The following is a 24,846-nucleotide window of genomic DNA, read 5'->3' on the forward strand; positions in this document are numbered from 1 at the left end:
CTGCCGCCTTTTCTATGCGATCGGGGCCGGCGGCTCGGCGCCCGCCTGCGCCGCCTTCATCTCCATCAGCAGGCTATGCAGCATTTCCGTGGACAGCCCGTGCAGCACCAGCCGGTAGCCCGCGCGCAGCGTGGACATCGGCACCAGCGGATGGTTGTTGTTGACCAGGATGAGGTGCTGCGGAGCCCCCAGCAGCTTGGCCGCATAGATACCCACGGTCTCGTCAAGCTGAAGCGAATTGGCCGCGCGCCAGAAATCGTTGTCGGTCAGCAAAAGCTGGTAAAGCGGCGTGAACAGCTCGATGGCGCTTTGCAGGTCCAGGAAGTTCAGCTTGCCCTGCGGCATGTCCTCCAGCCGGATCGGCGGATCGCGCAGCATCGAATAGTCCACCTTCTGCGGGGCATGCATCTCCACGCCCGCGTCGCGCAGCGCCTGGTTCAGCCGGATGACGAAGTTAAAGAGATTCAGGTCGTGCTTGACGAACAGGTCGTCCTTCAGATCGTCGATCGTCATCGGCTCAAGCGGCGTCGTGCTGATGGGCACCGGCGAGTTCGCGGCGATGAACGACAGCGCCTGCGCCCCCAGATGGAAGTGCCGCAAAATCAGCCAGTTCGCCTCGGGCGACACGAAGCGCTTCAAGCCCCAGGCCAGGATGCGGTGCAGCAGCCGCGAATGCGACCAGCGGCGCGGCAGGAACGTCTTGACGATCTGGATCAGGATGATGAAGGCGCGCGCGATCGGCCGCAGGAACGGCAGCAGGTATTGCCGCGACGCGCAGCTGGAATCCGTCAGCCACGCTTTCTTGACCTTGTCCGGCAGCGGCGTGCTGCGATCCAGGTAAAGGGCCAGCCAGGGGCTGGGGTCTGCCGGATCATGTTCCCGGGCAAGGAATTCGGGTTCCTTCTTCATGCCGCATCCGCCTCCATCACATGATGAAACTGCATCAGGTAAAGCGCCGCCGTGCGGCGCGCGGTGTCGACGATGCGCTGTTCGGCGCGCCCATCCTCGTCGCAATCGAGCGCCAGTTCCACCGCCGACAGCCACCGCGCCAGATGGTGTTCATCGTTGTGGCCGTGGTATTCCAGAAAGCGGAAGGCGTCGGGCGGCAATTTCAGGCTGGCCTTGAGCAGCGGCAAGAGCGCAGGCACGATGCGTTGCCCCGTGCCTTCGATGATGTAGATCGCGCCCAACAGGCCGATGGGATCGCGCGTGGCGGCCAGGCTGTGCAGATAGGCATTCAGCGCTTCGCCGCCCGGATTGCGGCGCAAGGCGTCGATGCTGTCCACCGCGCCGCCGGCGTTGCGATAGTCCTGGAACAGGATCTGGAAGTCGTTCTGCTCCTCGCCCGCGTGCATGTCGATCAGCGCGGCCAGCGGCGCGTATTGCTCGGTCAGCGACGCGGCGCCCTCGCGCATCCACTTGCTGCCTTCGCGCACCTGCGGAATCCAGTTCTCCATCCACGCCAGGTAGTCCGCGGTCTGGAACTGCCGGTTGCGCAGACGCCGGATCACCGGCGTGCGCCACACGCGCGAGCGGTAGTCGTGCCAGATCGCCGCCAGCTCGGTCAAGAGTTGTCCCAGGCCCTGCGGCGCCATGTCGGGGTCATGCGGCGGCGCGATCGCGTCGGCATCGGCGGACCCCGCATCCTCGCGCGCGGCCGCGGCGGGCGCACCGGCAGCCACTGCGGACGTTGCGTGCACCGCTTCGGCTTCCAGCAGCATGTAGGCCGCCATGAAACGTCCGGATTCGGGGATGTAGCAGAAGATCTGCTCGCCCGGTTTGACCTCCCGCGTTTCCAGGAACTCGGCCAGCATGATCATGATGGATGCCGCGCCCGTGTTGCCGCGCCACGCCAGGTTGCTGAACCAGCGCTCGCGCGGGATCACCAGCCCGGCCTTCTCCATCAGGTCTTCCACAACGGGAATGAATTTCTCGGACGAGTAATGGCACAGGAAATGATCGACCTGGTCCGGATCCACCCATCCGTCGCGCACCAGCTTGGCGTACTCGTGGATGCCGATGTCGAACAGATGCGGCAACAGGCGGATATCCTGGCGCAGCGACAGCGCACCGTCGGCTTCAGCCTCGTTCCACGAGGGGTAGTCCAGATGCCCCTTGCTCCGGTCGGCGGACAGCCCGAGCTGCATGCACACCGGATAGTCGCCCGAGAACGAGCGCTGATGCACCCACTTCAGGCGCAGCCGCACACCCTGCGAGGCGCCGGGCAGCGGGCGTCCGCTGTTGCCCAGCAATACCGCGCCGGCCCCGTCCGACAGCATCCAGCGCAGAAAGTGCGCGTCGAAGTCCGCGTCGTAGCCGCGCGCGGCAAAGCGCGAGCGCTTGAACAGGCGCGACGGAAATTCGCTGGCGACCGCCAGCGCGCTGGCATGCGCGCCCAGTTCGACGCCTTGCGCGGCCGCCTGGATCGCCGACACGCCGGCAGCGCAGATGCCATGCACCGACAGCGTTTCCATGGGCGGCGCGGCCAGCTCGCCCTGGATCATGTTGGAAAACCCCGGCATCAGCGCATCGCCCCCGGACGAACCGCTGGCCAGCATCGATATGGCCGACAGGTCGGTGTCGTGGCGCCGCAGGCAATCGCGGATGGCGTTGGCCGCCAGCTGCGCATTTGAAAACACGGTCGTGCCCTCGGGGTCGATGGCGTAATAGCGCTGCTTGATGCCGTTCTCGGCCAGGATGCGGGTCTTGATCCGGCTGGACATGCGGTTCAGCGGGGCGATGTAGTCATCCATGGCCTCGTTGGACACGGGCTCGCCAGGCATGAAATAACCGGCGCTCTCCAGGTAGACACGATGAAACGCAATGGGCATGACGGATCTCTGGTTGAAAAAGGGGGAGTGCGGCGCTAGCGGACGTGCTCGGGCGCCATGCAGGAACGGCTGCGAAACCTGGGGATGAAGGCGCCCAGCACGAACACGCGGAACATGTAGGGCGCGAGGCCGCGCTCATTCAATTCGGCGCGCACGCGGCCGCGGTAGTGCTCGCGATGCAGGCGGGTCAGTTCGGACCAGTGCGCGCGCGGATGTTCGTGGTGCGCAGTGTGCAGGCCGATGTTAAAGAGCAGCGGATTGACCAGCCCCTCGAAGTTGCGCGCGTAGTTCAGGCCCGCCACCTGCCGCGGCCCGCCGTCCGCGTGCGCGTGCTGCAGATAGTTGGTGGCCAGCAGCCAATGCAGGCCGTGAAGCTGCGGCACGATCACGAACACCAGCGCCTTGGCAGGATTCACGGCGATGAGGCCGGCCCACAGGCCCAGCCACGCGCCGTACTGCGCCATGCAATAGCGCCAGGCGCCTGGCCAGTGCCGGCGCAACCGGCCCAGCCACGCAAAGAACAACGGATACAGCACCCAGGCCGCCTGCACCGGATGGATGAGGTAGCCCCACAGATGGTTGGTATCGCCGCCAAACCGATAGGTGCGCGCCACGTCGCGCGCGCCGTGCTTGAAGCGGTGGTGATTGGCGACGTGGGCTGGGTAGAACACGAACGTCGGATGGCCCTGCAGCAACGTGATCCAGAAATCGGTGATGCGGTTGGCGCGACGGCCGCGCCACATCCTTAAGTGCGTGTGATTGTGATGGATGACGCCGATGCCCAGCGTCAGGAACAGCATCAGCGCGTAGGCCGGCCACCAGAACCCGTGGAACCACTGCCAGCCGGCAAGCAGGGGCAGCGCGGCCAGGTAGGCCAGGCTCTGCCAATCGCGCCGATTGCGCAGCGCGGGCAGCGTGCGCCGCGGGCCCAAGCTTGGCGCCACTATGCGGAGCCTCGCAGGCCCGCGCCGGATTCGCGCTGGCGGTGGGCCTGCAACTGGCGCTCGGCGGCGTCCGCCCCCAGCCGCGTGCGGAACAGGCGATCCATGAAGGTGAACTGGAAGCCGTAGTTGCCGTTGTAGCAGGCATGGTGCAGATGGTGCCGGCGGCTGGCGGCAAACCAGTGCGCGTACGAGACCTTGGGAAAGAAATCGTAGTTGGCGTGGCCGATGCAATTGAAGAACAGGCTGAACAGCGGCACCGACAGCAGCGACCAGAAGCTGAAATCATGCACCACCATCGGCAAGAGGATCACGTTGCCCAGCATCAGCGCCTCGATGGGATGAAAGCTGTAGGTCGAGAACGGCGTGGTCACGACCGAACGGTGGTGCGGCAGGTGAAAACGGCGCAGCAGCCGCGTATGCAGCAGCCGGTGGTTGATCCAGAAATGCACGTCGTTCCAGGCCACGAGCGCCAGGATTTCCAGCACGATCTGCTGCCAGCTCGCGTCCGGGTCCAGGCGCGCCCAACCCAGTTGCAAGAGGCCCCACGGGAAGATCATGCCGGTGCCGAACAGCAGGATCGACAGACCCGACTGCGCCAGTTCGCGCCCCAGTTGTCCCGGCGCCAGGGGCCGCGGGTCGAGCGGCCGGCCCAGGCCAAGGGCCGGCAGGATGTGCCGCGTCAGCAGCCAGGTGGCCGCGCCAAAGACCAGGTAGATGCCGCCGAAAAAGAGCAGCCCCGCCAGCATGACCTGCCAGGCGGACAAGGCTTCAAAAGCTTGGCCCATGAAGGTTTTGTTTCACCCCGAAGAATGGCCGCATCATAAGCAATCCGTCAGCTTCCCGGTAGGGCAAGTATTACCAATTGAATCCGGACGCCACAAAGCGCTCATGCCGCGCGCAGCGCCGGTCCTCCCGCCGGAAACCGCCGATCCAGCGCATCCACCGCGGCATCCAGCTGCGCCGCGAGCGCCGTGCTGGCCGGCAGCATGGGCAGGCGCAATTCGTTCGACAGCAGCCCCTGGCGGCCAAGTTGCGCCTTCAGCGGCCCCGGATTCGGCTCGCCGAACGCCAGCCGGATCACCGGCGCCAACGCATGAAACAGGGTCCTGGCTTCGTCAAGCCGCTGCGCCCGCACCGCGCGGTGCATGGCCACGAAAAGATCGGGACGCACGTGCGCGGCGGCAGCGATCATGCCCGTGGCCCCCAGGCACATTGCGGACAGCGACTGCAGGTCTTCGCCCGCCAGCACGTTCATCTGACCATCGGCAATCAGCGCCACCGTCTTTTCCAGGGATCCGCCGCAGTCCTTGATGGCGGCGATATTCGGGTGCGCCGCCAGCGCCAGCAGCGTGGACGTGTCCAGCGTGGTGCCGGTCCGGTACGGAATGTCGTAGAGCACCAGCGGAAACCGCGAGGCATCGGCCAGGCAGCGGAAGTAGGCGGCGGCGCCTTCCTGGCCCGCGCGCACGTAATACGGCGCGGGCGCCAGGATGCCGGCCAGCGGCCGCGTACCGAAGGCCGACAGCCGCTGCAGCACATGGCCCTGGTGATTGCCGGCCAGTCCCATCACGATGGGCAGCGGGCCGGCTTCGGCCAGCACCGCGTCCAGCACGGCGAGCTGCTCGGCATCGTCCAGGGCCGCCGCCTCGCCGGTGCTGCCGCACACGACCAGGCCGTCCACGCCCGCCGCCAGATAGTGACGCACGAGGCGGCGCAGGGCTCCGCCGTCGACATGGCCGCCCGAAAACGGCGTGACCAGGGGCACCCAGACACCCTGGAACAGAGATTGATTCGATTGCATGAGAACACTCCTTCGTATGGACCGTTGGGGGACCGTACAGAAGTGCTCGGGATATCAGTGGGGGTGCGCGCGGGTGCGCCAAAGCGCTGCCGGCAGGCCGCTGTTCCGTCGCCCATCTGACGGAACAGCATGCTCCGGTCAGATGAGCGGCTGTTTTTTGGATTTCAGGCCGGCGGCAGCCAGCACCACGCCAAGGGCGCGGAGGTGGCTAGCAGTCTGGTGGGCCTGATGAATCATGGATGAGCGGGACGCGATAGGCGGCGGATGCAGCAATCTACCGGGCGGGCGCGGCGGTGTCAACGACAGGCCTTTCCGGCCGAATCCGGTGGCCGCGGGACGGCAGTCAGCCGAGCGTCGCGAGGAACACCTGGCACAGCGCTTCCATGCCCTTGCGGTCGTCTTCGTCGAAGCGATCCGGCACGGGGCTGTCCACGTCCCACACGCCAATCAGTTCGCCCCGGTGCACCAGCGGCACCACGATTTCCGAACGCGAAGCCGCGTCGCAGGCGATGTGGCCGGGAAAGGCATGCACGTCCGGCACGAGCTGCGTCTGGCGCTGGCTGGCCGCCGCGCCGCACACGCCGCGATCAAGCGCAATGCGCACGCAGGCGGGCTTGCCCTGGAAGGGGCCCAGTACCAGTTCCGTGCCGTCGAAGAAATAAAACCCCGCCCAGTTCAGTTCGGGCAGGGCCTGGAACGCCAGCGCGCTCAGGTTCGCGGCGTTGGCGATGCGGTCGGGCTCGCCTTGCAGCAGCGCACGCGCCTGGACGGCCAGTTCGGCATACAGGGCGGCTTTGGACTCGGCGACGATGGGAGCGGCTTCGAACATGGAATGTAACTGTACAGGCGGTTATCGATGCAGGTGATTTTAGGGGTTCCCCCCGATAAAGGGGCCGGGCTGTTACCGTATGGGACAATACTTTGTTGTCAACCGTATCACCCGACCCACCCTTCTTGATCAAGAAGCACTCCATGGACAAGCCTATCGAACCTGCGTTTTCCTTTTCGGAACGCGCCCTGCAACTCACCAGCTCCGCCATCCGCGAGATTCTCAAGGTCACCGAGCGCCCCGAAGTCATTTCGTTCGCAGGCGGTCTGCCCGCGCCCGGCGGCTTTCCGGTAGAAGTGGTGCGTGCGGCATTCGACAAGGTCCTGTCCACCAACGGCCGCGCGGCCCTGCAATACGGCCCCACCGAAGGTTATGCGCCCCTGCGCAAGTGGGTCGCCGATGAACTGACCGCGTCAGGCGCCGACGTCGCCCCCGACCAGGTCCTCATCGTCTCCGGCTCGCAGCAGGCGCTGGATCTGCTGGGCAAGGTGCTCATCGACAAGGACAGCAAGGTGCTGGTCGAAGACCCCAGCTATCTGGGCGCGCTGCAATCGTTCAGCCTGTACCAGCCGAACTTCGTGCCGGTGCCCACCGACGAAGGCGGCCTGATCCCCGAAGCAATCACGCCCGAACTGGCCGCCGGCGCCCGCTTCCTGTACGCCCTGCCCAACTTCCAGAACCCGACGGGCCGCACGCTCAACCTGGAACGCCGCATCGCGCTGGTCAAGCGCGCCGCCGAACTGGGCCTGACCATCGTCGAGGACGATCCCTACGGCGAACTGCGTTACGCCGGCGAGCCGCAGCCCGGCCTGATCGCGCTTGCCAAGGAATACGGCGCGAACGTCGTCCGCCTGGGCACGTTCTCCAAGGTGCTGGCGCCGGGCCTGCGCCTGGGCTACATCGTTGGCGGCCGCGCCCTCATCAACAAGCTGGTGCAGGCCAAGCAGGCCACGGACCTGCACACGCCCACGCTGACCCAGATGGCCGTGTACGAGATCGTCAAGGACGGCTTCCTGGCCGAACACCTGCCGAACGTGCGCGAGATCTACCGCGCCCAGGGCAGCTGCATGCTGGACGCCATCCAGAAGGAATTCCCGTCCACCGTCACCTGGACCAAGCCGGAAGGCGGCATGTTCATCTGGCTGACGCTGCCCGAGCACATCGACAGCACCAAGCTGCTCGAAAAAGCCATCGCGCAGAACGTGGCCTTCGTGCCCGGCGCGCCGTTCTACAGCGGCGAAGGCAAGCGCAACACGCTGCGCCTCAGTTTCGCGACCGTGCCGGAAGACAAGATCCGCACCGGCATCGCCATCCTGGGCAAGCTGCTGAAGGCGGAATGACAACGTCCGCCGCCGCCCCCGCCGGGGCGGCGCGGATGCGTTGATCACCGATCGGCCGGGCGCAGCGCCCGGCCGTTGTTTTATGCTGTCGGCTTTCCCGACCTCTTTTGACCGAGACAGTGAGCGCTTCGCAACCTTCCCCCGCCGACCTCAGTGACATCGTCTTCACCGACTGGGTCGAACGCTGGCTTCCGAAGTCATGGCGTCCCTATGCCCGCCTGTGCCGCCTGGACCGCCCCATCGGCACCTGGCTGACCCTGCTGCCGGCGATCGCCGCGCTGGTCCAGGCCGCGGGCGGCCTGCCCGACTTCAAACGCCTCATCGTGTTCTCGCTGGGCGCGCTGCTCATGCGCGGCATCGGCTGCACCGTCAACGACATGTGCGACCGCAACTTCGACAAGCACGTCGAACGCACGCGCTTCCGTCCGCTGACCAGCGGCCAGCTGACGATGAAGAACGCCATCTGGTTCCTGCTCGGCCAGTTGCTGGTCTGCGGCTCGCTGCTCTTTTTCCTGAACGACATGAGCCGCTGGCTGGCCGTGGCGGTCCTACCCTTCGTCTTCATCTATCCGCTGTGCAAGCGCGTCACGTACTGGCCGCAGGTCGTGCTGGGCATCTGCTTTAACTGGGGCATGCTCATGGCCTGGTCGGACACGCAGAACCATGTGCCGCTTGCCGCCATCGCCATGTGGCTGGGCGCCGTGCTGTGGCAGGTGGGCTACGACAGCATCTACGCCTACGTGGACGTGCGCGACGATCGCAGCCTGGGCCTGCACTCGACCGCCATGCGCTTTGGCGACCAGGGCAAGCTCTGGATCGGCGGTTTCTACGTGGGCACGGTGCTGTTGTGGGCCTGGGGCGGGCATGCGATGGGCCTGTCGTGGGCGTATCAGGTGGGCATGATTGCCGTGGCGGCGCACCTCGCGTGGCAACTGAAAGTCTTCGACATTCAGCGCCCCGACCGTAACTTCATGCTCTTTCGCGCCAACCTGTGGCTGGGCGCGCTGCTTGTCGTGGCCGCGCTGGCGGGTGCGCTGATCCGCTGATTCCCGGCAAACGCCACGGCGCCCGGCCGTGGCGCTTGCCGCTTCGGCCCGCCTGTTTGCGGGATTGCCGCGCGCGGGCGATGATGGCCTTTCCGCCCACGTCACGGAGTCACCGCATGCCCGCATCGTTCAAATCCCTGACTGTCGCCGCCGCCGCGTGCGCCCTCTTTGCCGCATTGCCGGCGCAGGCCGCCACCGACTGCGCACCGCTGCGCGGCTGCGCGGCCAAGTTCTGCCACATCGAAAACGACATCGCCGCCGCGCAGGCGCAGAACAACACACGCCGCGAGGCGGGTCTGCGCAAGGCGCTGTCCGAGGCCAAGGCAAGCTGCACCGACAGCCGCCTGCAATCGCAGCGCGAGGCCGACGTGCGCGAGAAGCAATCCAAGGTCACTGAGCGCCAGCAAGAGCTGAAAGAGGCTAAGGCCAAGGGCAAGCAGGACAAGATCGACAAGGCCCAACGCAAACTCGACGAAGCGCAGGCCGAATACAACGACGCACTGGCCGATCTGAACCGCTGATCCGCCGCAGTCTGCTGGCCAGGGCGGCTTGCCGCGCTGGCCACCTCCTTCCGGCCGACTTCCGGCCATCTCCTTCTGGCCGACTTCTGGCCCCCTCCCCCTGTCTTCGCTGCACCCGCCAGCCCCCGGCGCGCTGCCGGAAATCTGACACGTCATCCCATGGAAATATCGCCACCCATGGCGCCAACATGGACAATCCATGTCGATTAGCCATGATTATGGAAAGATGTTTTCAAGGAATAAGGGTTTATCCCAGGGTTGTTTAGGCACAGAATGCCTCTCATCGGGACACAGCAAGCGAGCCCCAGGCAATCAGGTCTGAGGCTCGAATCCCAAGCTCACAAGACTCGGAGGTCTGCCATGAAAACCCTTGCTACCGCATTGATGTTGTGCATGTCCGTTCTGGCCGCCGGCGCCCAAGCCGCCGAAGCCGACCAAGCCACCACCCGCGCTCAGGTTCAAGCCGAGCTGCAACAAGCCAAGGTTTCGGGCCAATACACCTTCGGCGAAGAAGGCTACCCCGCCCCCATCGCCCAGCGCAGCAGCCTGACCTCGCAGCAAGTGCAAGCTGAACTGGCCCAGGCCAAGAATGCCGGCCAAGTCACCTTCGGCAACATGGACTACCCGCCCGTCGCGGCTTCGGCTTCCGCCTCGACGCTGACCCGCGCCCAAGTTGAATCGCAACTGGCGCAAGCCAAGACCGAAGGCCTGGTGACCTTCGGCAACATGGACTATCCCCCCCACCTGGGCAGCTGATCCACGGGCCGCGCCGGCCGTGAATCACAACCAGGCAGCCCTCTGGCCACAAGCCAGAGGGCTTTTTGTTTGACGTTTCGACAAATAGATAAGTCATAACGACGTTACTCAAAACCGATTCGACATTTTTGCTGCTACAAATCGACAGCACTCCCGCATAGGATTGAGGCCACTTCCCTTCCCTCTCATTGCAGGAGCAGCATCATGTCCACGCACACCAAACCCATCGTTCTGCTGGGCGCCGGAAAAATCGGTTTCGCGATCGCGCTGATGCTGGAACGCAGCGGCGATTATTCGGTTCTGGTCGCGGACCAGGACGCTGGCCGCCTCGCCGTGCTGGCTGAACTGGGCTGCGAAACGCGCCAGGTAAGCGACGATGCCGGCGTGGCCCGCTGCATCGAAGGCGCTTACGCCGTGGTCAATGCGCTGCCCTTTCATCGCGCAGTCGCGGTGGCTGGCCTATGTGCCAAGGCCGGCGTGCATTACTTCGACCTCACCGAAGACGTCGCCAGCACGCATGCGATCCAGGCGCTCGCCAACGAGGCGCGCGGCGTGCTCATGCCGCAATGCGGCTTGGCGCCCGGCTTCATCGGCATCGTCGGCAACGCGCTCGCGCGCCGCTTCGACACCCTGCTGGACCTGCGGATGCGGGTCGGCGCACTGCCGCGCTATCCCTCCAATAGCCTGCGCTACAACCTGACGTGGAGCACCGAGGGGCTCATCAATGAATACTGCAATCCGTGCGAGGCCATCGTCGACGGGCAACTGACCAGCGTGCCCGCATTGGAAGGCTACGAAACCTTTGCGCTGGACGGCGTCGAATACGAGGCCTTCAACACCTCCGGCGGCCTGGGCACCCTGCCCGCCACGCTGCTGGGCCGCGCCCGCAACGTCGACTACAAGTCGGTGCGCTATCCCGGTCATTGCAGCATCATGAAGCTACTGCTCAATGACCTGCGCCTGCGCGATCGCCGCGATCTGCTCAAGGACATCTTCGAGTCGGCCATCCCCACCACCGAGCAGGACGTGATCGTCATCCAGGCATCGGCCTCCGGCTATCGGCATGGCCGCCTGGAAGAAGAGTCGTATCCGATCCGCGTGTTCGGCGCCGAGGTGGACGGCCATCGGCTCAGCGCGATCCAGTTGTCCACCGCTGCCGGCATCTGCGCCGCGCTCGATCTGGTGGCGCACGGCGTGCTGGCGCAGCAGGGCTTTGTGGGACAAGAGGCCATTGGTCTGGACGCGCTGCTCACCAACCGCTTCGGCCGCATCTATGCGGGCAAGCCCCTGGCGCTGGCCGGCTGCGCGGTAGCCGACCGCTAACGGTCCCGGGGCCGCACGCGCGACCCGCACTTTCGTGCGTGCGGCGTTACGTCCAGCCTTCCAGGCGCAGCGTCGCACGCACCAGGCGCTGTTCCTCCTGCTCGATATCGGCCAAGCTCTGGCGCACGCTATCCACATGGTCGGCCGCCGCCTTGCGGGCCTGCTCGGGCTGGCGCCCGATCACGGCATTGAAGAGCCGCGTGTGCTGCCGGTCGATCTGCCGCTTTTCCGGTTCGCGGTGATACAGGTTGTTCACGCAGGCGAACACCGATCCCAACAGCAAATCAGTCAGCGACTGCAGCGTGTGCACCAGCACGGGATTGTGCGAGGCCTCGCAGATCGCCAGATGAAAGGCGTGATCCAGGTGCGCGTGCGTGGCAGTGTCGGTCGCGGCGCCCTGCGCGGACACCATCTCGTCATACCGGCGCCGGATCATGATGAAATCCGCCTCGGTCCCGCGAATGGCCGCCAGCCGCGCCGATTCGGCCTCCAGCAACGACCGCACTTCCAGCAGGTCATACAGCGTGCGCGGCTGCGAATTGAACAGATGCATCAGCGGGCCGGCGTCCACCTTCGAGATATGCGCGACGAACGAGCCCTTGCCTTGCGCGGTGTGGATGATCTCGCGCGCGCGCAGCAGCTTCAGGCCCTCACGCAGCGCCGTGCGCGACACGCCCAGTTTTTCGGTCAGGCGCCGCTCGGACGGCAGGGCCTGTCCCGCCTTGAGCACGCCATCCAGAATCAGGCGCTCTATCCGTTCGGCGACTTCATCGGCCACCTGACGGGGCTTTTCTTCGATTTCCGCGTGCATGCAATCTCCGCACCAGTGGTATGACCATGCGCGGTCGACGCTTGAGCGGCTCGGCCTTGCCTAGGTAAGTGGCTGATATCAAACCACAAAAATCGTCGCTTCGCCTGACGCTCGCGTCACAAACTGGTATGACCAGCTGGTTTTCGTATGGACATCGGCGCGGGCGCGGACGATGATGTCAGCACCCCTCACCCGGCGCGGGGCGCCGGTCTGCCTTACTTATCGCCAGAGATCCGCATGACTCAACGCATCCAGCACCACGGCCTGCAAGTGGCGGCCAATCTCAGTCAATTCATCGAACAGGAAGCGCTGCCCGGCTCCGGCCTGGATGTCGACGGCTTCTGGCAAGGCTTTGCAGCCCTCGTGCACGATCTGGCACCGAAGAACCGTGCCTTGCTCGCCGAGCGCGACCGCCTGCAGGCCGAGCTCGACGCCTGGCATCGCGCCCATCCTGGCCCCATCACGGACCCGGCCGCCTACCGCAAGTTCCTTGAAGGCATCGGCTATCTGCTGCCGCAACCGGCCGCCGTGCGCGCCACCACCGACAACGTGGACACCGAAATCTCGCAGCAGGCCGGCCCGCAGCTCGTCGTGCCGATGTCCAATCCCCGTTATGCGCTGAACGCGGCCAACGCGCGCTGGGGCAGCCTGTACGACGCCCTGTACGGCACCGACGCCATCCCCGCCACGCCCGGCGACACGGGCCGCGGCTACAACCCGGAACGCGGCGCGGCCGTCATCGCGCGCGCACGCAGCTTTCTGGACACCGCCGCACCGCTGGCGCAGGGCTCGCACGCCGATGCCAAAGGCTACACGGTCGAAGGCGGTGAGCTGCGGGTGGCGCTTGCCACCGGCGCAACCGGCCTCAAGTCCGGCGCGCAATTCGTCGGCTACCAGGGCGATGCGTCCGCCCCCTCGGCCATCCTGCTCAAGAACAACGGCCTGCATTTCGAGATCCAGATCGACCGCGCCAGTACCATTGGCAGCACCGACGCGGCGGGCGTTAAGGACGTGGTGGTCGAAGCGGCGCTGACCACCATCATGGACTGCGAAGACTCGGTCGCGGCGGTCGACGCCGACGACAAGGTCCAGATCTATCGCAACTGGCTCGGCCTGATGAAGGGCGACCTGACCGAGGACGTCACCAAGGGCGGCAAGACCTTCACCCGCAAGCTCAACGCGGACCGCAACTACACGCGGCCGGACGGTTCGGCGCTGACGCTGCATGGCCGCTCGCTTATGTTCGTGCGCAACGTGGGCCATCTGATGACCAACCCGGCCGTGCTGGACCGCGACGGCCAGGAGATCCCCGAAGGCATTCTGGACGCCGTCGTCACCAGCCTGGCCGCGCTTCAGGACCGCCAGAAGAAGCTCAATTCGCGCACGGGCTCGGTCTACATCGTCAAGCCCAAGATGCACGGCCCCGCCGAAGCCGCGTTCGCCAGCGAGCTCTTCGACCGCGTCGAAGACTTGATCCGCGTGCCGCGCAACACCCTGAAAATGGGCATCATGGACGAAGAGCGCCGCACCAGCGTCAACCTGAAGGCCTGCATCGAAGCCGCTGCCTCGCGCGTCGCGTTCATCAACACGGGCTTTCTGGACCGCACCGGCGACGAAATGCACTCGGGCATGGAAGCCGGCCCCATGCTGCGCAAGGGCGACATGAAGTCCAGCGCATGGATCACCGCCTACGAACGCAACAACGTGCTGGTAGGGCTGGACGCCGGCCTGCGCGGCCGCGCCCAGATCGGCAAGGGCATGTGGGCCATGCCCGACCTGATGGCCGCCATGCTCGAACAGAAGATCGCGCATCCCAAGGCGGGCGCCAATACCGCCTGGGTGCCCTCGCCCACGGCCGCCACGCTGCACGCGCTGCATTACCACCAGATCGACGTGCAGGCGGTCCAGCAGGAACTCGAACGCACCCAGCTCGACAGCGTGCGCGACGAGCTTCTGAATGGCCTGCTCACCGTGCCGGTCGGCGATCCTTCCAAATGGTCCGCCGCCGACATCCAGCAAGAGCTGGACAACAACGTGCAAGGCATTCTCGGCTATGTGGTGCGCTGGATCGACCAGGGCGTGGGCTGCTCGAAGGTGCCCGACATCCACAACGTGGGGCTGATGGAAGACCGCGCCACGTTGCGCATCTCCAGCCAGCACATCGCCAACTGGCTGCGCCACGGCATCACGAACCGCGATCAGGTCATGGAGACCTTCAAGCGCATGGCCAAGATCGTCGACGGGCAGAACGCGGGCGATCCGCTCTACCAGCCGATGGCAGGCAACTTTGACACCTCGCTGGCGTTCAAGGCCGCGTGCGCGCTGGTGTTCGAAGGGCTGACGCAGCCCAACGGCTACACCGAGCCGCTGCTGCACAAGTACCGCTTGGAGTACAAGGCCGCGCGCGCCTGATCCAGGCTGTGCAAGCGTGACCACGCCGGACGGCATTGCCGTCCGGCTTTTTTTTTCGGCTGACACTGCCCGCCAAGGCGATCGCGCAAGCCGGATCTCACGCTAGCATCCGCCCCGAATTAAAGGCAGCGACCTTTTCGCACGATCGTGCTAAATTCGCGCCATGACAGCAAAAACTGAGAAAAGCGAACTCACCTTCGCGGCGATCGTGAACACGGCGCTCGACATGGCCGCCGCGCAAGGCATGGAAAGCCTTTCGCTGGGCCAGGTCGCCAAACGGCTCGGCATCAGCAAGAGCGGCGTGTTCTCGCGCGTCGGCTCGCTGGAAGCCCTCCAGCAGGCGGTGCTCGATGAATACGACCGGCGCTTCGTCGAAGCTGTCTTCACGCCGGCCATGGCGTATCCGCGCGGTTTGCCGCGCCTGAATGCCCTGGTTTCGCTGTGGATCGACCGTGCCAGCAATGTCGAGACGCTTACCGGCTGCATCTACGTGGCCGGCGCATTTGAATACGACGACGTCGACTCCCCGCTACGCTCGGTGCTGGAACACAACCTGAAGCGCTGGCGCGCCGCCATGGTGCGCACGGTGAACCAGGCGCTGGAGGCCGGCCATCTGCGTCCCGACACCGATCCGCAGCAGCTGGTGTTCGAGGTCTACAGCCTGATGATCGGTTTGATGCACGACGCCCGCTTCCTTCGCGACCCCAAGGCGCACGAGCGCGTGAAGGCGGGGTACGAACGCCTTATCTCCACATATCGCAGCTTCAAGTACATCGAGTAGTCCCACCTTGCCGGCTCCGTTCCGGCATTTACTTTCGCTAAATTTCGCACGACCGTGCGAATATTGACAGGAGCAGTCCATGTGGATTCTCATTCCGATAGGCGCATTAGGCGTATCCTCCGTCCTTTGGCGCCAGTGGCGCGCGCTGCTGCGCCAATTGCCCGACCGCGCCGACCATCTCGTGCTGTTCTGAGTCCGGGCGCCCGGCCTTACCGTCCGGTTTTCACCCCGCCCCACACACCATGACGCGCTCTATTCACCTGCTGATCGTCGACCCGCAAAACGATTTTTGCGACCTGCCCGATTCGTATCGGCCCACCGATCCCCTGACCGGTTCGGCGGTCGAGCCCGCGCTGCCCATCGCAGGCGCGCATGCAGACATGCAGCGGCTGGCGCGCTTCATCGACGCCACCGCTCACGCGCTCTCGTCGATCACGGTCACGCTCGATTCGCATCACCGGCTGGACATCGCGCACCCCACCTTCTGGCGCGCGGGCAATGGCGACCCGGTGCCCCCCTTTACGCCGATCACCGCCGCGCAGTTGCGCGCGGGAGAATTCGTGCCCCGGCATGACGACGACGTGCCCCGCACCCTGAACTACCTGGACGAACTCGAAGCGCGCGGCCGTTACACCCTGATGGCCTGGCCGGTGCATTGCGAAATCGGCACCTGGGGCCATAACGTACATGCCGACGTGCGAGCCGCCTATGGCCGCTGGGAGGAAGACCGGCAGTTCATCGTGCGCAAGGTGCCCAAGGGCGCCAACCCCTGGACGGAACACTACAGCGCACTGATGGCCGAAGTTCCGGACGCCGACGACCCGCGCAGCCAGCTCAACCGCGGCTTGCTGGATTCGCTGGACCGCGCGGATCTGATTCTTGTGGCGGGCGAAGCGGGCAGCCACTGCGTGAAGGCCACCGTCGAGCACCTGGCCGAACATCTGCCCGGCGGCAACCTGTCGCGCATCGTGCTGCTGACCGACTGCATGAGCCCGGTCGCGGGTTTTGCCAACGCGCAGGCCGGTTTTCTGCATCGCATGCGGGATCTTGGCGTGCAGCAACGCACCAGTACCGACATGGCACGCGCGTTGGCGTAGAACCGCTGCTACGAGACCCGCGGGCCCAATGACAACGGCCGCCTGCAAGCGCAAGGCGGCCGTGAATCAGTGAAAGGCGGGTGCCGAAGCACAACGTTCAGGCTGCGCGTCCCGCCGTCTTGCCTTCGCATTCGACGTAAAGCGCGCTGATCGCTTCGCACAGGGCCGGGGGCTGCTGAAACAGTCGCGACACCAGCAGGCAGCCCTGGATCGTCGCGAACACGGCGCGCCCCGCGGCTTCGGGCGTTCCGGAAAACTTCAAGGTGCCCTGCGCCGCGCCTTCGGCCAGCACGCGGGCCAACCACGCTTCGTGCGCGCGGAAAAATCCCTGCAACGCGCCGCGGACCCGCTCGGACAGGCTCATCACGTCAGCGGCCAGCATGCCGCCCAGACAGAGTTCACCGGAACCGCACGCGGCCGATTCCATCATCGAGAGGTATTTCTCAAGCTGCGCCTGCGCCGGCAGCGTGGTATCGATTCCACGCACCGCGCCAAGTGCGCGCGTGCTGTAGGCTTCGACGGCTTCGTAAAGCAGGTCGTCCTTGCCCGGAAAGTAGTAGTGGATGCTGGACGTCTTCACGCCCACATGCTCAGCCAGGTCGCGGTAGCTGAAGCCGTTGCATCCGCGCATGCGGATCAGCTTCTCGGCATGCGCCAGAAGCAATTCGCGAGTGGTGTTGGAAGTCGGGGTATCCATGGCTGCATATTACCTACTAATAGGTCGGCTCGTCATTGGGACGGTCCCTGATCGGTATTGCCGAGAGGGCCGCTCAAGCCGCCGACAGTGCCAGCGAACCCCGGCCGGGAATGATCCCGTTCCCGGGGTCCGCTTCGATTGCCATCTGCTTCAGCCTTGCACGGGCGGGTAGTCCAGTTCGCCGCCGTCGGTCAGGCCTTGGGCGCGGGCGGCGGCCAGTTCCTGCTTCACTTGGGCACGGGTCTTGTCGCCGGCGTGCGCATACGCGGTGGCGGCGTAGCCTTCTTCGCCCGACACCAGTTCACCGTTGGCGCGTGCGGCGGCCAGTTCTTGCTGCACCTGAGCGCGGGTCACCGTACTTTGCGTGTTCAAGGCGGGCGGGTAGTCCAGTTCGCCAGCTTGAGCGGCGCCGATGAAGGAGGCGGACAGGATCAGGGCGGATACGAGGGTCTTCATGAGAATGCTCCAGTCAATGTGAGTTGCTATATCGAAGTTGCGTTGGTGCTATCTAGTTGTAGATAGATAAGAGGCCGGAAAAAATCAGCCTTGAACGGGCGGGTAATCCAGTTCGCCACCATCAGTCAGGCCTTGGGCGCGGGCGGCAGCCAGTTCCTGCTTCACTTGGGCGCGGGTCTTGTCGCTAGCGAAAGCGATCGGGGCGGCGGCGTAGCCTTCTTCACCAAACGCCAGTTCGCCGTTGGCACGGGCGGCGGCCAGTTCTTGCTGCACTTGAGCGCGGGTCACGGTGCTTTGGGTGTTCAGTTCGGGCGGGTAGTCCAGTTCGCCGGCTTGGGCGGCGCCGATGAAGGAAGCGGACAGGATCAGGGCGGATACGAGGGTCTTCATGAGAATGCTCCAGTCAATGTGAGTTGCTGCGTCGAAGTTGGGTTACGGCTATCTAGTTATAGATAGATAAGCGGTCGAAAAAATATCAGCCTTGAACGGGCGGGTAGTCCAGTTCGCCGCTATCGGTCAGGCCTTGGGCGCGGGCGGCAGCCAGTTCTTGCTTCACTTGGGCGCGGGTCTTGTCACCGGCGAAAGCGATCGGGGCGGCGGCGTAGCCTTCTTCACCAAACGCCAGTGCGCCGTTGGCACGGGCAGCGGCCAGTTCTTGCTGGACTTGAGCGCGGGTCACCGTGCTGTGCGTGTCCAGGGCAGGCGGGTAGTCCAGTTCGCCGGCTTGGGCGGCGCCGATGAACGAAGCGGAAAGAATCAGGGCGGATACGAGGGTCTTCATGGTCAATCTCCGAGATAAGTTAAAGTGTGCGTTTCAGTTAGCTATCTACTTGTAGGTAGATGTCGAGCGAAATAAAAAAGCGGTCCTACTGTATTTCTGGGTTCGGCGCCGGGCGGTTTTGTTGGGTGCGCTGCGTCGATGGATGAATCTTACCTACTACTAGGTAGACAGCGCAAGCGGTTTAAGTGAAACAATTTATTTCGTGGGGCGGATTGGCAACACAGCCTGTAGGGGCCCGGCGGCACGCGCAACGCTGCGCCGGGCGGTCCGGCGACTCAGCCAACGGAGCCGCCCCACCCTGCGTCACGCCGACAGTGCGCGCATGACGGCATACAGATCGGACTTGCCCTCGAAGCCGATGCCAGGCAGATCGGGCATCGTCACATGGCCAGCTTCCACCTTCACGCCATCTGGAAACCCGCCGAACGGCTGGAACAGATCCGGATAACTTTCGTTGCCGCCAAGCCCCAGGCCCGCCGCGATGTTCAACGACATCTGGTGCCCGCCATGCGGCACGCACCGGCTGGCAGACCAGCCGTGCTGACGAAGCATCGCCAATGTGCGCAGATACTCCACCAGCCCGTAACTGAGCGCGCAATCGAACTGCAGATAGTCGCGGTCCGCGCGCATGCCGCCGTAGCGGATCAGGTTGCGGGCATCCTGCATCGAAAAGAGGTTTTCGCCCGTCGCCATGGGCTTGTCGTAGTAGTTGCGCAACGTCGCCTGAAGCTCGAAGTCCAGGGGGTCGCCGGCCTCCTCGTACCAGAAGAGATCGTACTGGGACAGCGCCTTGGCGTATGCAATCGCCGTATCCAGATCGAACCGCCCGTTCGCGTCGACAGCCAGCTTCTGGCCATCCTGCAGCACGCTCAGCACCGAGTCGATCCGGCGCAGGTCTTCGTCCAGCGATGCACCGCCGATCTTCTTTTTCACGACGGTATAACCGCGGTCGAGATAGCTGCGCATTTCGTCCTTGAGCGCGGCGAGGTCTTGACCCGGGTGGTAGTAGCCGCCTGCCGCATACACGAACACCCGACGGTCGGGCTGGCCATTGCCATAGCGTTCGGCCAGCAATTGGAAAAGCGGCTTGCCTTCGATCTTCGCCACCGCGTCCCACACGGCCATGTCGATCGTGCCGATCGCCACCGATCGCTCGCCGTGGCCGCCGGGCTTCTCGTTCTTGAACATCGCATCCCAGACCTTGTGCGGATCCAGGTTGCGCCCCGTGGCATCCGTGAGCGAATCCGGGTCCGCCTCCAGCACGCGCGGGATGAAGCGCTCGCGCATCAGCTTGCCCTGGCCATAGCGGCCGTTGGAGTTGAACCCGTAACCGACCACCGGCTTGCCGTCGCGGATCACGTCGGTGATCACCGCGACCAGGCTTAGCGTCATCTTGCTGAAATCGATGTAGGCGTTGCGGATAGGTGAACTGATGGGCAGGGTCTGCTCGCGGATATCGACGATTCTCATGGCTAGTCTCCAGTTGGGGCGCATCGTGAATCGATAGATTAGTGGCGCATCCCTGCCCTAGAATTCACCCAAGTTCATTTGATTATTAACTTCCAGTGAAAGCGGACCTTGCCTCAGAGCTGCAATTCTTTGTGCTGATCGCGCGGCTGGGCAGCCTGTCCGCAGCGGCGCGGCAACTGGACCTGACGCCTCCTGCGGCCACCAAGCGGCTCGCGCTGATGGAAAAGCGCCTCGGGGTGCGGCTGGTCAACCGCACGACGCGCAGCATCAGTCTGACCAATGAAGGCGAAACCTATCTGGCCTATGCCGCTCGGATCCTTGCCGACCTGCGGGAAATGGAGGACGTGGTGTCGAGCAGCAGCGCGCAACCGCGCGGCCTTATCCGGGTCAATGCCACGCTGGGTTTCGGCCGCACGACCATCGCGCCGCTGGTCTCGGACTTTGCAAGGCGCTATCCGCAGGTCCAGGTCGAACTGGAGGTGACCGACCGTCCCATCGACCTGGTGGAAGGCGGCTTCGACCTGGCCATCCGCTTCGGCGAACTCCCCGACAAGCGTCTTGCCGCGCGGCGCATCATGACCAATCGCCGCTTTCTTTGCGCCTCGCCTCACTACCTGAAGGCGCACGGCACGCCGGCCACCCTTGCCGACCTCGCCCATCACCAATGCATTCTTCATCGGCAAAACGACGAAGCGCACGGCGTCTGGCGCTTCACGCATCAAGACAGCGTGGAAGTGGTGAAGGTCGAAGGTGGGCTTTCCAGCAACGACGGTGACATCGTTCTGGGCTGGGCGCTGGATGGCCACGGCATCCTGATCCGGTCGGAATGGGATCTGGCCAAATACCTGGAAAGCGGTCGGCTGCGGGTGGTGTTGCCCGATTTCGCGCTGCCGTCGGCCGACCTGTTCGTCTACTATCCGCAGCGCCGCAATCAGACGGCCCGCGCGCGCGCCTTCATTGATTTTCTGGTGCAGGCCTTTCTCCCGGCCGGCGAACAACCGACGCCGGCCCCCGGGAAAAAGTAGCCGCCGCCACCAGCAGCGTCTGGCGGGTCAGCGCTTGACCGCCTTGTCCCAACTCCAATGACGGCCCGCCATGTGCGCCCTGAGCACCGCCGGCGTCTGAGCCACCGTATCGATGGCCCCGGTATATTCCCGCCCGCCGGCAACCGTGGGACGCAATGCCCGGCGCAGGAGCCTGACGAGCCGCTGGCGGCGATAACGCCTTTTCTCGAAAGCCACTTTCTTGAGGAAATCGGACCGTGGCATGCCGACGATGCCTGCGGCCAGCGGAATCGCCTGCTCAATCTCAGAAGCGTACTCGCCGTGCAACGCCTGGCACACGGCGATCAACCGCGCGAAATTGAATCGCGACACCTCGGCCGGGGATATCTTTGCGATGGTTTCCAGCGCCGCATGTGCCCAGACGGTTTCAACGGAAAAAAAGCGCGGCACCCCTTCCGTCCAACCGGCGCTTACGAACGCCTTGGTTTGCGACTCGACGCCCAGCTTTCCCTTGTGCTGGTTCATGGCGCTGCGGCCCGTATTGCTGCCGCCCGATGCGCCGGGAATGGTCAAGGGATAGTCGATCTCCACGAACCGGCCACCGCACAGCGCCAAGCCGATCGCGCCGGACACGTCGGGGCTGGATCCATGGAAAAAGGCGCCAGACAGCGTCCTCATTTTTTCGAGCAGGCTGCGCCGCACGATCCCGTGGTAGATCTTGGGAAGGCCGTCCGTGCCCTGGGCGGCATTCAACAAGGCTGCGGACAGGCTGTCGGCAGACTCGCGAACAACCACGGGGCCGATCCGGCTCGGCAGATACAACCTGCCGGCGTGCCCCGCGCCAAAAATCTTGGACCTGAAATCCGGCCACACGTAATTCGACATGACCTTCGGCGCGATAACGTCGATCTGATTTTCCTTGGCCCACCGCGCCGCCAGCAACGCGTCTTCCGTGATGGTGTCGTCGTCGCCGATCAGGCAGACAAACTCTCCGGAGGCGGCGCCGATCACATTATTGTGATTCCCGGTCATATCCAGCTTTTCTGCGGGCCGCAAATATTTGAAGCGGGGATCATCGCAGGGCGGATTATCACCTTGGCGAACCAACTCTTCGAGCAGTCCGTCTGTACTGGTGTCACTGACAACCAGTTCCAGGCTGCGATCCCCGATGGCCAGTATGGAGCGAACCGCATGAATCGCATACTTGGAGCGATTGTGCGTGGGAATCACAACGGATAGCAATATTTCCATTTTCTGAATAACTTATCGCAATTATCATCAGTCTTCCCGAGCCGGCGGGGAGGGCGTGTGTCAGTGCCAGAATCAACATGAATACAAGCAACACTTCGAATGCTGCCGAACCCACCAGGGGCTCGAACAGGGAAAACACCAGCAGTACAACAAAAACCACGCGCAGATAGCGGAACCACGGCGACGTCTGCTCTGCCCGGACCAAGTGCCTATAGATTAGCCGCAAGTACCATCCATACAATACGGCCCCGAATAGTCCGTAATTCAGAAGCAGCTGGAGGATGGAGTTATGCGTCCCCCAGACGTCCTCGATGCCCGGGTTAGCCTCGATGAACGTCCTGAATGTATTGGGGCCAATGCCAAACCAAGGGTGCTGAAGCCAAAGGTCGAAGCTGAACGCCCACAGCAACAGCCGATTTACCGCGGAGCTCAGTTCGCTGGCAAACGGCCCGCCATAGTCACGAAGCTGGTTTTGACCATCAATCGAAAAAAATAGAATCGCCAACGCGAACCCGACCACTGGCGCGACCCATACGAGCCACAGCAGCCGCTTCCTGTCCATCAGTAGCGCAACGAGGTACAACGCCAATATGATGGCACCGCCGCGGGACATCGTGCACAAAATGGCGATCGCAAAAAGCCACCGCAGCACGCGCATTCTAGCCGACGCAAGTGCAAACAAAAATACGAGAAAGGCGGCAAGATAATTCGACCTGCCAAGCGGCGTCGCGATGAACAACTTACGCGCATAATAATCGCCCGGACTATACGCAGCGATGTAGAACAGCACGATGACGGCGAGTGCCAGCACGACGCCTCCGGCCAGCATCATGCGCACGATCCAATCCTGCTTGATGTACTGATGAAACTGCGCGTAAAAGATCAACGTGCAAATTGCATAGATCATCGGCAAGGCACCGGCGGCCGCCCGCATATATGCGCCCTCGGGCGTCATCGCCACGCCAACCGCCCCAAAAAATACCGTTCCCGCCAGCAATATGGCGGGCGTGGGAAGCACAATCCGGGGAAGCGCAATTGCGGTGAGCAGCAGCGGAAGGACAATGAATAATCCCATCGGGACGGTCATCGTGCTTACGCCAACGGGCACCTGTATATCGCCGACAAACAACAGAAAGAATGGAAGCAGGATGACAAACAACGCAAGCCGCGTGTCGAAACGGTAAGGCAACGCCATATCCTGAGTCATGCCCTGCTCCCACGGCCGAAACGCGCGCTGCCGCGCACAGCAATCAATAGCACCAACGCGACAATCGCAACCAGCCAGGCGGCACGGACGGATGGACTGGGCACGAGCGCTCCCACAAACCCCACTACGGCCAGGCCCGAAACCGAAAGCAGTCGAAGCTTCGCACTGGTGAACATCGACCGGTTCAGCACGAGCTTGACGCCCCAGAACATCAAAACGGCGTCAACCGCGACACGGAGAAACCACGCAATGGCGGCTCCCGTCAGACCATAATTTCGCGAGAGAAGAAGCAGCGCTCCCAGAAATAGCGGCACCTCGATCAGATGAAATATGGCTGTCAAATGCGATTTTCCGGCGCCTTGGATGACGGTAAAGGGAATTTGAGCAATACAGGTAATGAACATGCCCGCCGAGAATATCTGCAGCAACACATAGCTTTGCGACGCAAAGGACTCGCCCACCCACAACGTCAAAAGTTCTTTGGCAAAAATCGCGATGGCCACCGTAATCGGCAACAGGGTCAGGAAAATCCAGCCCACTGCCTTGTTTATCAACGGCATTACCGCTTTGTCCTGCCGGGCAATCTGCGCCGCCAAGGCCGGGAACAACACGGCCGTCAAGGCGCCCGGCAGGATCGACAATTTGGTGATCAACTCTTGCGGCGTAACATAATAAGCAACGGCCGCCGACGAGATAACAGCGCCCACAATGAACCGATCAGCGTAACTCATGACGGGGCTGACGATATTGCTGATTGTCATCCACCCCCCTGAACTGCATAGCGGCCGAATCAGAGACTTGTCGAATTTGAAGGGCCCCACATCGTCCGGCAGGTAGCGCTTCGCGTACCACGCATGCAATGCGCACGTCACCACGCGCCCACCGGCCAGAACCATCGTTATCACGTCCAGCCGCGGCGGGCCATAAAGCACCACGGCCAGGGGCCCCAAAAAGGTCAACAGGCCCATCGGCAGCCTGATCAGATTGATGACCGCGAATGCGTGCCTGGCCTCCAGAATCCCTCGAAAGCCCGCGGTCAACACGACAGCGGGCATGGCCAGCGCCATGATCCAGATGGCATTGAGCACTTCCGCCTGGTCAGGCACGGCGCTGATGAATCCCAGCCCCCAGGGGCCCACCGCAGCCATCAATGCGCCCGCAACGATGCTGAAAAGCGCGATCACTGCGATGGCGGTAACCACCAGGGCGCCCACGCGCCGCCGCTCCTTGCCTTCGAGCATCACCGCAAGATGCTGCGTCAACGCACGGCCGAGTCCCAGGTCAAACAGGCTCAAGTAGCTGACGACTGCCCAGATCAGCGTCAGCAACCCGAACCGTGCATCCCCCAACTCGCGGATGAGAACCGGAATGCTGAATACTGCGGTGAGTAGCGGAAGCCCCAGGCCGAGCAGGTTGTAAACGGAATGTCGGATTAATTTCACGGATAGACCAAAGGAAGTTTCCGTAACATAAAGGATGCTCTAGGGC

Annotated in this window: 24 protein-coding genes; 9 read left to right on the plus strand and 15 right to left on the minus strand. The window is 63.8% G+C overall.

Annotated features, from left to right (window positions below):
* Positions 1-12: 12 nt before the first annotated feature.
* The 6 genes from H4P35_RS26350 to H4P35_RS26375 all read right to left on the minus strand — a co-directional run bounded on the left by H4P35_RS26350 (position 13) and on the right by H4P35_RS26375 (position 6,405).
* Complete coding sequence (locus tag H4P35_RS26350; protein ID WP_226847571.1) at positions 13-909, minus strand: hypothetical protein; 897 nt, start codon at positions 907-909, stop codon at positions 13-15.
* A complete protein-coding gene (locus H4P35_RS26355; RefSeq protein ID WP_226847572.1) occupies positions 906-2,831 on the minus strand; it encodes an iron-containing redox enzyme family protein in 1,926 nt (641 codons plus the stop codon). The genes H4P35_RS26350 and H4P35_RS26355 overlap by 4 nt, the downstream gene beginning before the upstream one ends.
* 35 nt (positions 2,832-2,866) lie before the next feature.
* Positions 2,867-3,775 carry a fatty acid desaturase gene (locus H4P35_RS26360; protein ID WP_226847573.1) on the minus strand — a complete coding sequence of 303 codons (909 nt, stop codon included), beginning with the start codon at positions 3,773-3,775 and terminating at the stop codon, positions 2,867-2,869.
* Positions 3,775-4,560, minus strand: a complete 786-nt coding sequence (locus tag H4P35_RS26365; RefSeq protein ID WP_226847574.1) for a sterol desaturase family protein — start codon at positions 4,558-4,560, stop codon at positions 3,775-3,777. Before H4P35_RS26365 ends, H4P35_RS26360 begins: the two co-directional genes overlap by 1 nt.
* 101 nt (positions 4,561-4,661) lie before the next feature.
* The gene (gene dapA / locus H4P35_RS26370) at positions 4,662-5,576 is read right to left on the minus strand and encodes a 4-hydroxy-tetrahydrodipicolinate synthase (protein ID WP_226847575.1); all 915 of its coding nucleotides are present in this window, start codon (positions 5,574-5,576) and stop codon (positions 4,662-4,664) included.
* 343 nt (positions 5,577-5,919) lie between these two features.
* Positions 5,920-6,405: a GAF domain-containing protein gene (locus H4P35_RS26375; RefSeq protein ID WP_226847576.1), complete on the minus strand. Its 486-nt coding sequence runs from the start codon at positions 6,403-6,405 to the stop codon at positions 5,920-5,922.
* Positions 6,406-6,548: 143 nt separating this feature from the next.
* On the opposite strand from H4P35_RS26375, the gene H4P35_RS26380 reads away from it, so the two are divergent.
* The 5 genes from H4P35_RS26380 to H4P35_RS26400 all read left to right on the plus strand — a co-directional run bounded on the left by H4P35_RS26380 (position 6,549) and on the right by H4P35_RS26400 (position 11,391).
* Positions 6,549-7,745 (plus strand): PLP-dependent aminotransferase family protein, encoded by a 1,197-nt coding sequence (locus tag H4P35_RS26380; protein ID WP_056327137.1) that lies wholly within the window; start codon positions 6,549-6,551, stop codon positions 7,743-7,745.
* 119 nt (positions 7,746-7,864) lie between these two features.
* Positions 7,865-8,791, plus strand: coding sequence for a 4-hydroxybenzoate octaprenyltransferase (ubiA, locus tag H4P35_RS26385; RefSeq protein WP_226847577.1), 927 nt, complete (start codon positions 7,865-7,867; stop codon positions 8,789-8,791).
* 116 nt (positions 8,792-8,907) lie between these two features.
* Complete coding sequence (locus H4P35_RS26390) at positions 8,908-9,312, plus strand: DUF1090 domain-containing protein (protein ID WP_056327133.1); 405 nt, start codon at positions 8,908-8,910, stop codon at positions 9,310-9,312.
* Between the two features lie 360 nt (positions 9,313-9,672).
* Entirely contained in the window at positions 9,673-10,068 is a 396-nt protein-coding gene (locus H4P35_RS26395; RefSeq protein ID WP_226847578.1) for a DUF4148 domain-containing protein, read from the plus strand.
* 204 nt (positions 10,069-10,272) lie between these two features.
* The gene (locus H4P35_RS26400; protein WP_142052238.1) at positions 10,273-11,391 is read left to right on the plus strand and encodes a saccharopine dehydrogenase family protein; all 1,119 of its coding nucleotides are present in this window, start codon (positions 10,273-10,275) and stop codon (positions 11,389-11,391) included.
* Positions 11,392-11,437: 46 nt separating this feature from the next.
* On the opposite strand, the gene glcC is transcribed toward H4P35_RS26400, so the two are convergent.
* The gene (glcC, locus tag H4P35_RS26405) at positions 11,438-12,202 is read right to left on the minus strand and encodes a transcriptional regulator GlcC (RefSeq protein ID WP_063953670.1); all 765 of its coding nucleotides are present in this window, start codon (positions 12,200-12,202) and stop codon (positions 11,438-11,440) included.
* Positions 12,203-12,439: 237 nt separating this feature from the next.
* Here glcC and H4P35_RS26410 point away from each other — a divergent pair, with 237 nt between their 5' ends.
* From H4P35_RS26410 to H4P35_RS26420, 3 genes are all read left to right on the plus strand, one after another.
* Positions 12,440-14,614 (plus strand): malate synthase G, encoded by a 2,175-nt coding sequence (locus tag H4P35_RS26410; protein ID WP_226847579.1) that lies wholly within the window; start codon positions 12,440-12,442, stop codon positions 14,612-14,614.
* 163 nt (positions 14,615-14,777) lie between these two features.
* The gene (locus H4P35_RS26415) at positions 14,778-15,395 is read left to right on the plus strand and encodes a TetR/AcrR family transcriptional regulator (protein ID WP_056327123.1); all 618 of its coding nucleotides are present in this window, start codon (positions 14,778-14,780) and stop codon (positions 15,393-15,395) included.
* Between the two features lie 242 nt (positions 15,396-15,637).
* Positions 15,638-16,492 (plus strand): cysteine hydrolase, encoded by an 855-nt coding sequence (locus tag H4P35_RS26420; RefSeq protein ID WP_226847580.1) that lies wholly within the window; start codon positions 15,638-15,640, stop codon positions 16,490-16,492.
* Positions 16,493-16,589: 97 nt separating this feature from the next.
* On the opposite strand, the gene H4P35_RS26425 is transcribed toward H4P35_RS26420, so the two are convergent.
* The 5 genes from H4P35_RS26425 to H4P35_RS26445 all read right to left on the minus strand — a co-directional run bounded on the left by H4P35_RS26425 (position 16,590) and on the right by H4P35_RS26445 (position 19,896).
* Positions 16,590-17,189: a TetR/AcrR family transcriptional regulator gene (locus H4P35_RS26425; protein WP_226847581.1), complete on the minus strand. Its 600-nt coding sequence runs from the start codon at positions 17,187-17,189 to the stop codon at positions 16,590-16,592.
* 150 nt (positions 17,190-17,339) lie between these two features.
* Positions 17,340-17,645, minus strand: coding sequence for a DUF4148 domain-containing protein (locus H4P35_RS26430; RefSeq protein WP_056327117.1), 306 nt, complete (start codon positions 17,643-17,645; stop codon positions 17,340-17,342).
* Positions 17,646-17,729: 84 nt separating this feature from the next.
* Positions 17,730-18,035: a DUF4148 domain-containing protein gene (locus H4P35_RS26435; RefSeq protein WP_056327115.1), complete on the minus strand. Its 306-nt coding sequence runs from the start codon at positions 18,033-18,035 to the stop codon at positions 17,730-17,732.
* Positions 18,036-18,120: 85 nt separating this feature from the next.
* Positions 18,121-18,426, minus strand: a complete 306-nt coding sequence (locus tag H4P35_RS26440; RefSeq protein WP_056327114.1) for a DUF4148 domain-containing protein — start codon at positions 18,424-18,426, stop codon at positions 18,121-18,123.
* 303 nt (positions 18,427-18,729) lie between these two features.
* Entirely contained in the window at positions 18,730-19,896 is a 1,167-nt protein-coding gene (locus H4P35_RS26445; RefSeq protein ID WP_226847582.1) for a mandelate racemase/muconate lactonizing enzyme family protein, read from the minus strand.
* 95 nt (positions 19,897-19,991) lie between these two features.
* Between H4P35_RS26445 and H4P35_RS26450 the strand changes: the two genes are divergently transcribed.
* Positions 19,992-20,921, plus strand: a complete 930-nt coding sequence (locus tag H4P35_RS26450; protein ID WP_226847583.1) for a LysR substrate-binding domain-containing protein — start codon at positions 19,992-19,994, stop codon at positions 20,919-20,921.
* A 27-nt stretch (positions 20,922-20,948) separates the two neighbouring features.
* Here H4P35_RS26450 and H4P35_RS26455 read toward each other — a convergent pair whose 3' ends face one another.
* From H4P35_RS26455 to H4P35_RS26465, 3 genes are read right to left on the minus strand one after another with little or no spacing between them, the layout of a single operon-like run.
* Positions 20,949-22,130 (minus strand): glycosyltransferase, encoded by a 1,182-nt coding sequence (locus tag H4P35_RS26455; RefSeq protein WP_180097070.1) that lies wholly within the window; start codon positions 22,128-22,130, stop codon positions 20,949-20,951.
* On the minus strand, positions 22,036-23,358 hold the full coding sequence (locus H4P35_RS26460; RefSeq protein WP_226847585.1) for an O-antigen ligase: 1,323 nt from the start codon (positions 23,356-23,358) through the stop codon (positions 22,036-22,038). Before H4P35_RS26460 ends, H4P35_RS26455 begins: the two co-directional genes overlap by 95 nt.
* Entirely contained in the window at positions 23,355-24,800 is a 1,446-nt protein-coding gene (locus H4P35_RS26465; RefSeq protein WP_226847586.1) for a flippase, read from the minus strand. The genes H4P35_RS26460 and H4P35_RS26465 overlap by 4 nt, the downstream gene beginning before the upstream one ends.
* Positions 24,801-24,846 lie beyond the last annotated feature (46 nt).

The sequence above is a fragment of the Achromobacter sp. 77 genome (assembly GCF_020541125.1).
GTDB lineage: Bacteria > Pseudomonadota > Gammaproteobacteria > Burkholderiales > Burkholderiaceae_B > Achromobacter > Achromobacter mucicolens.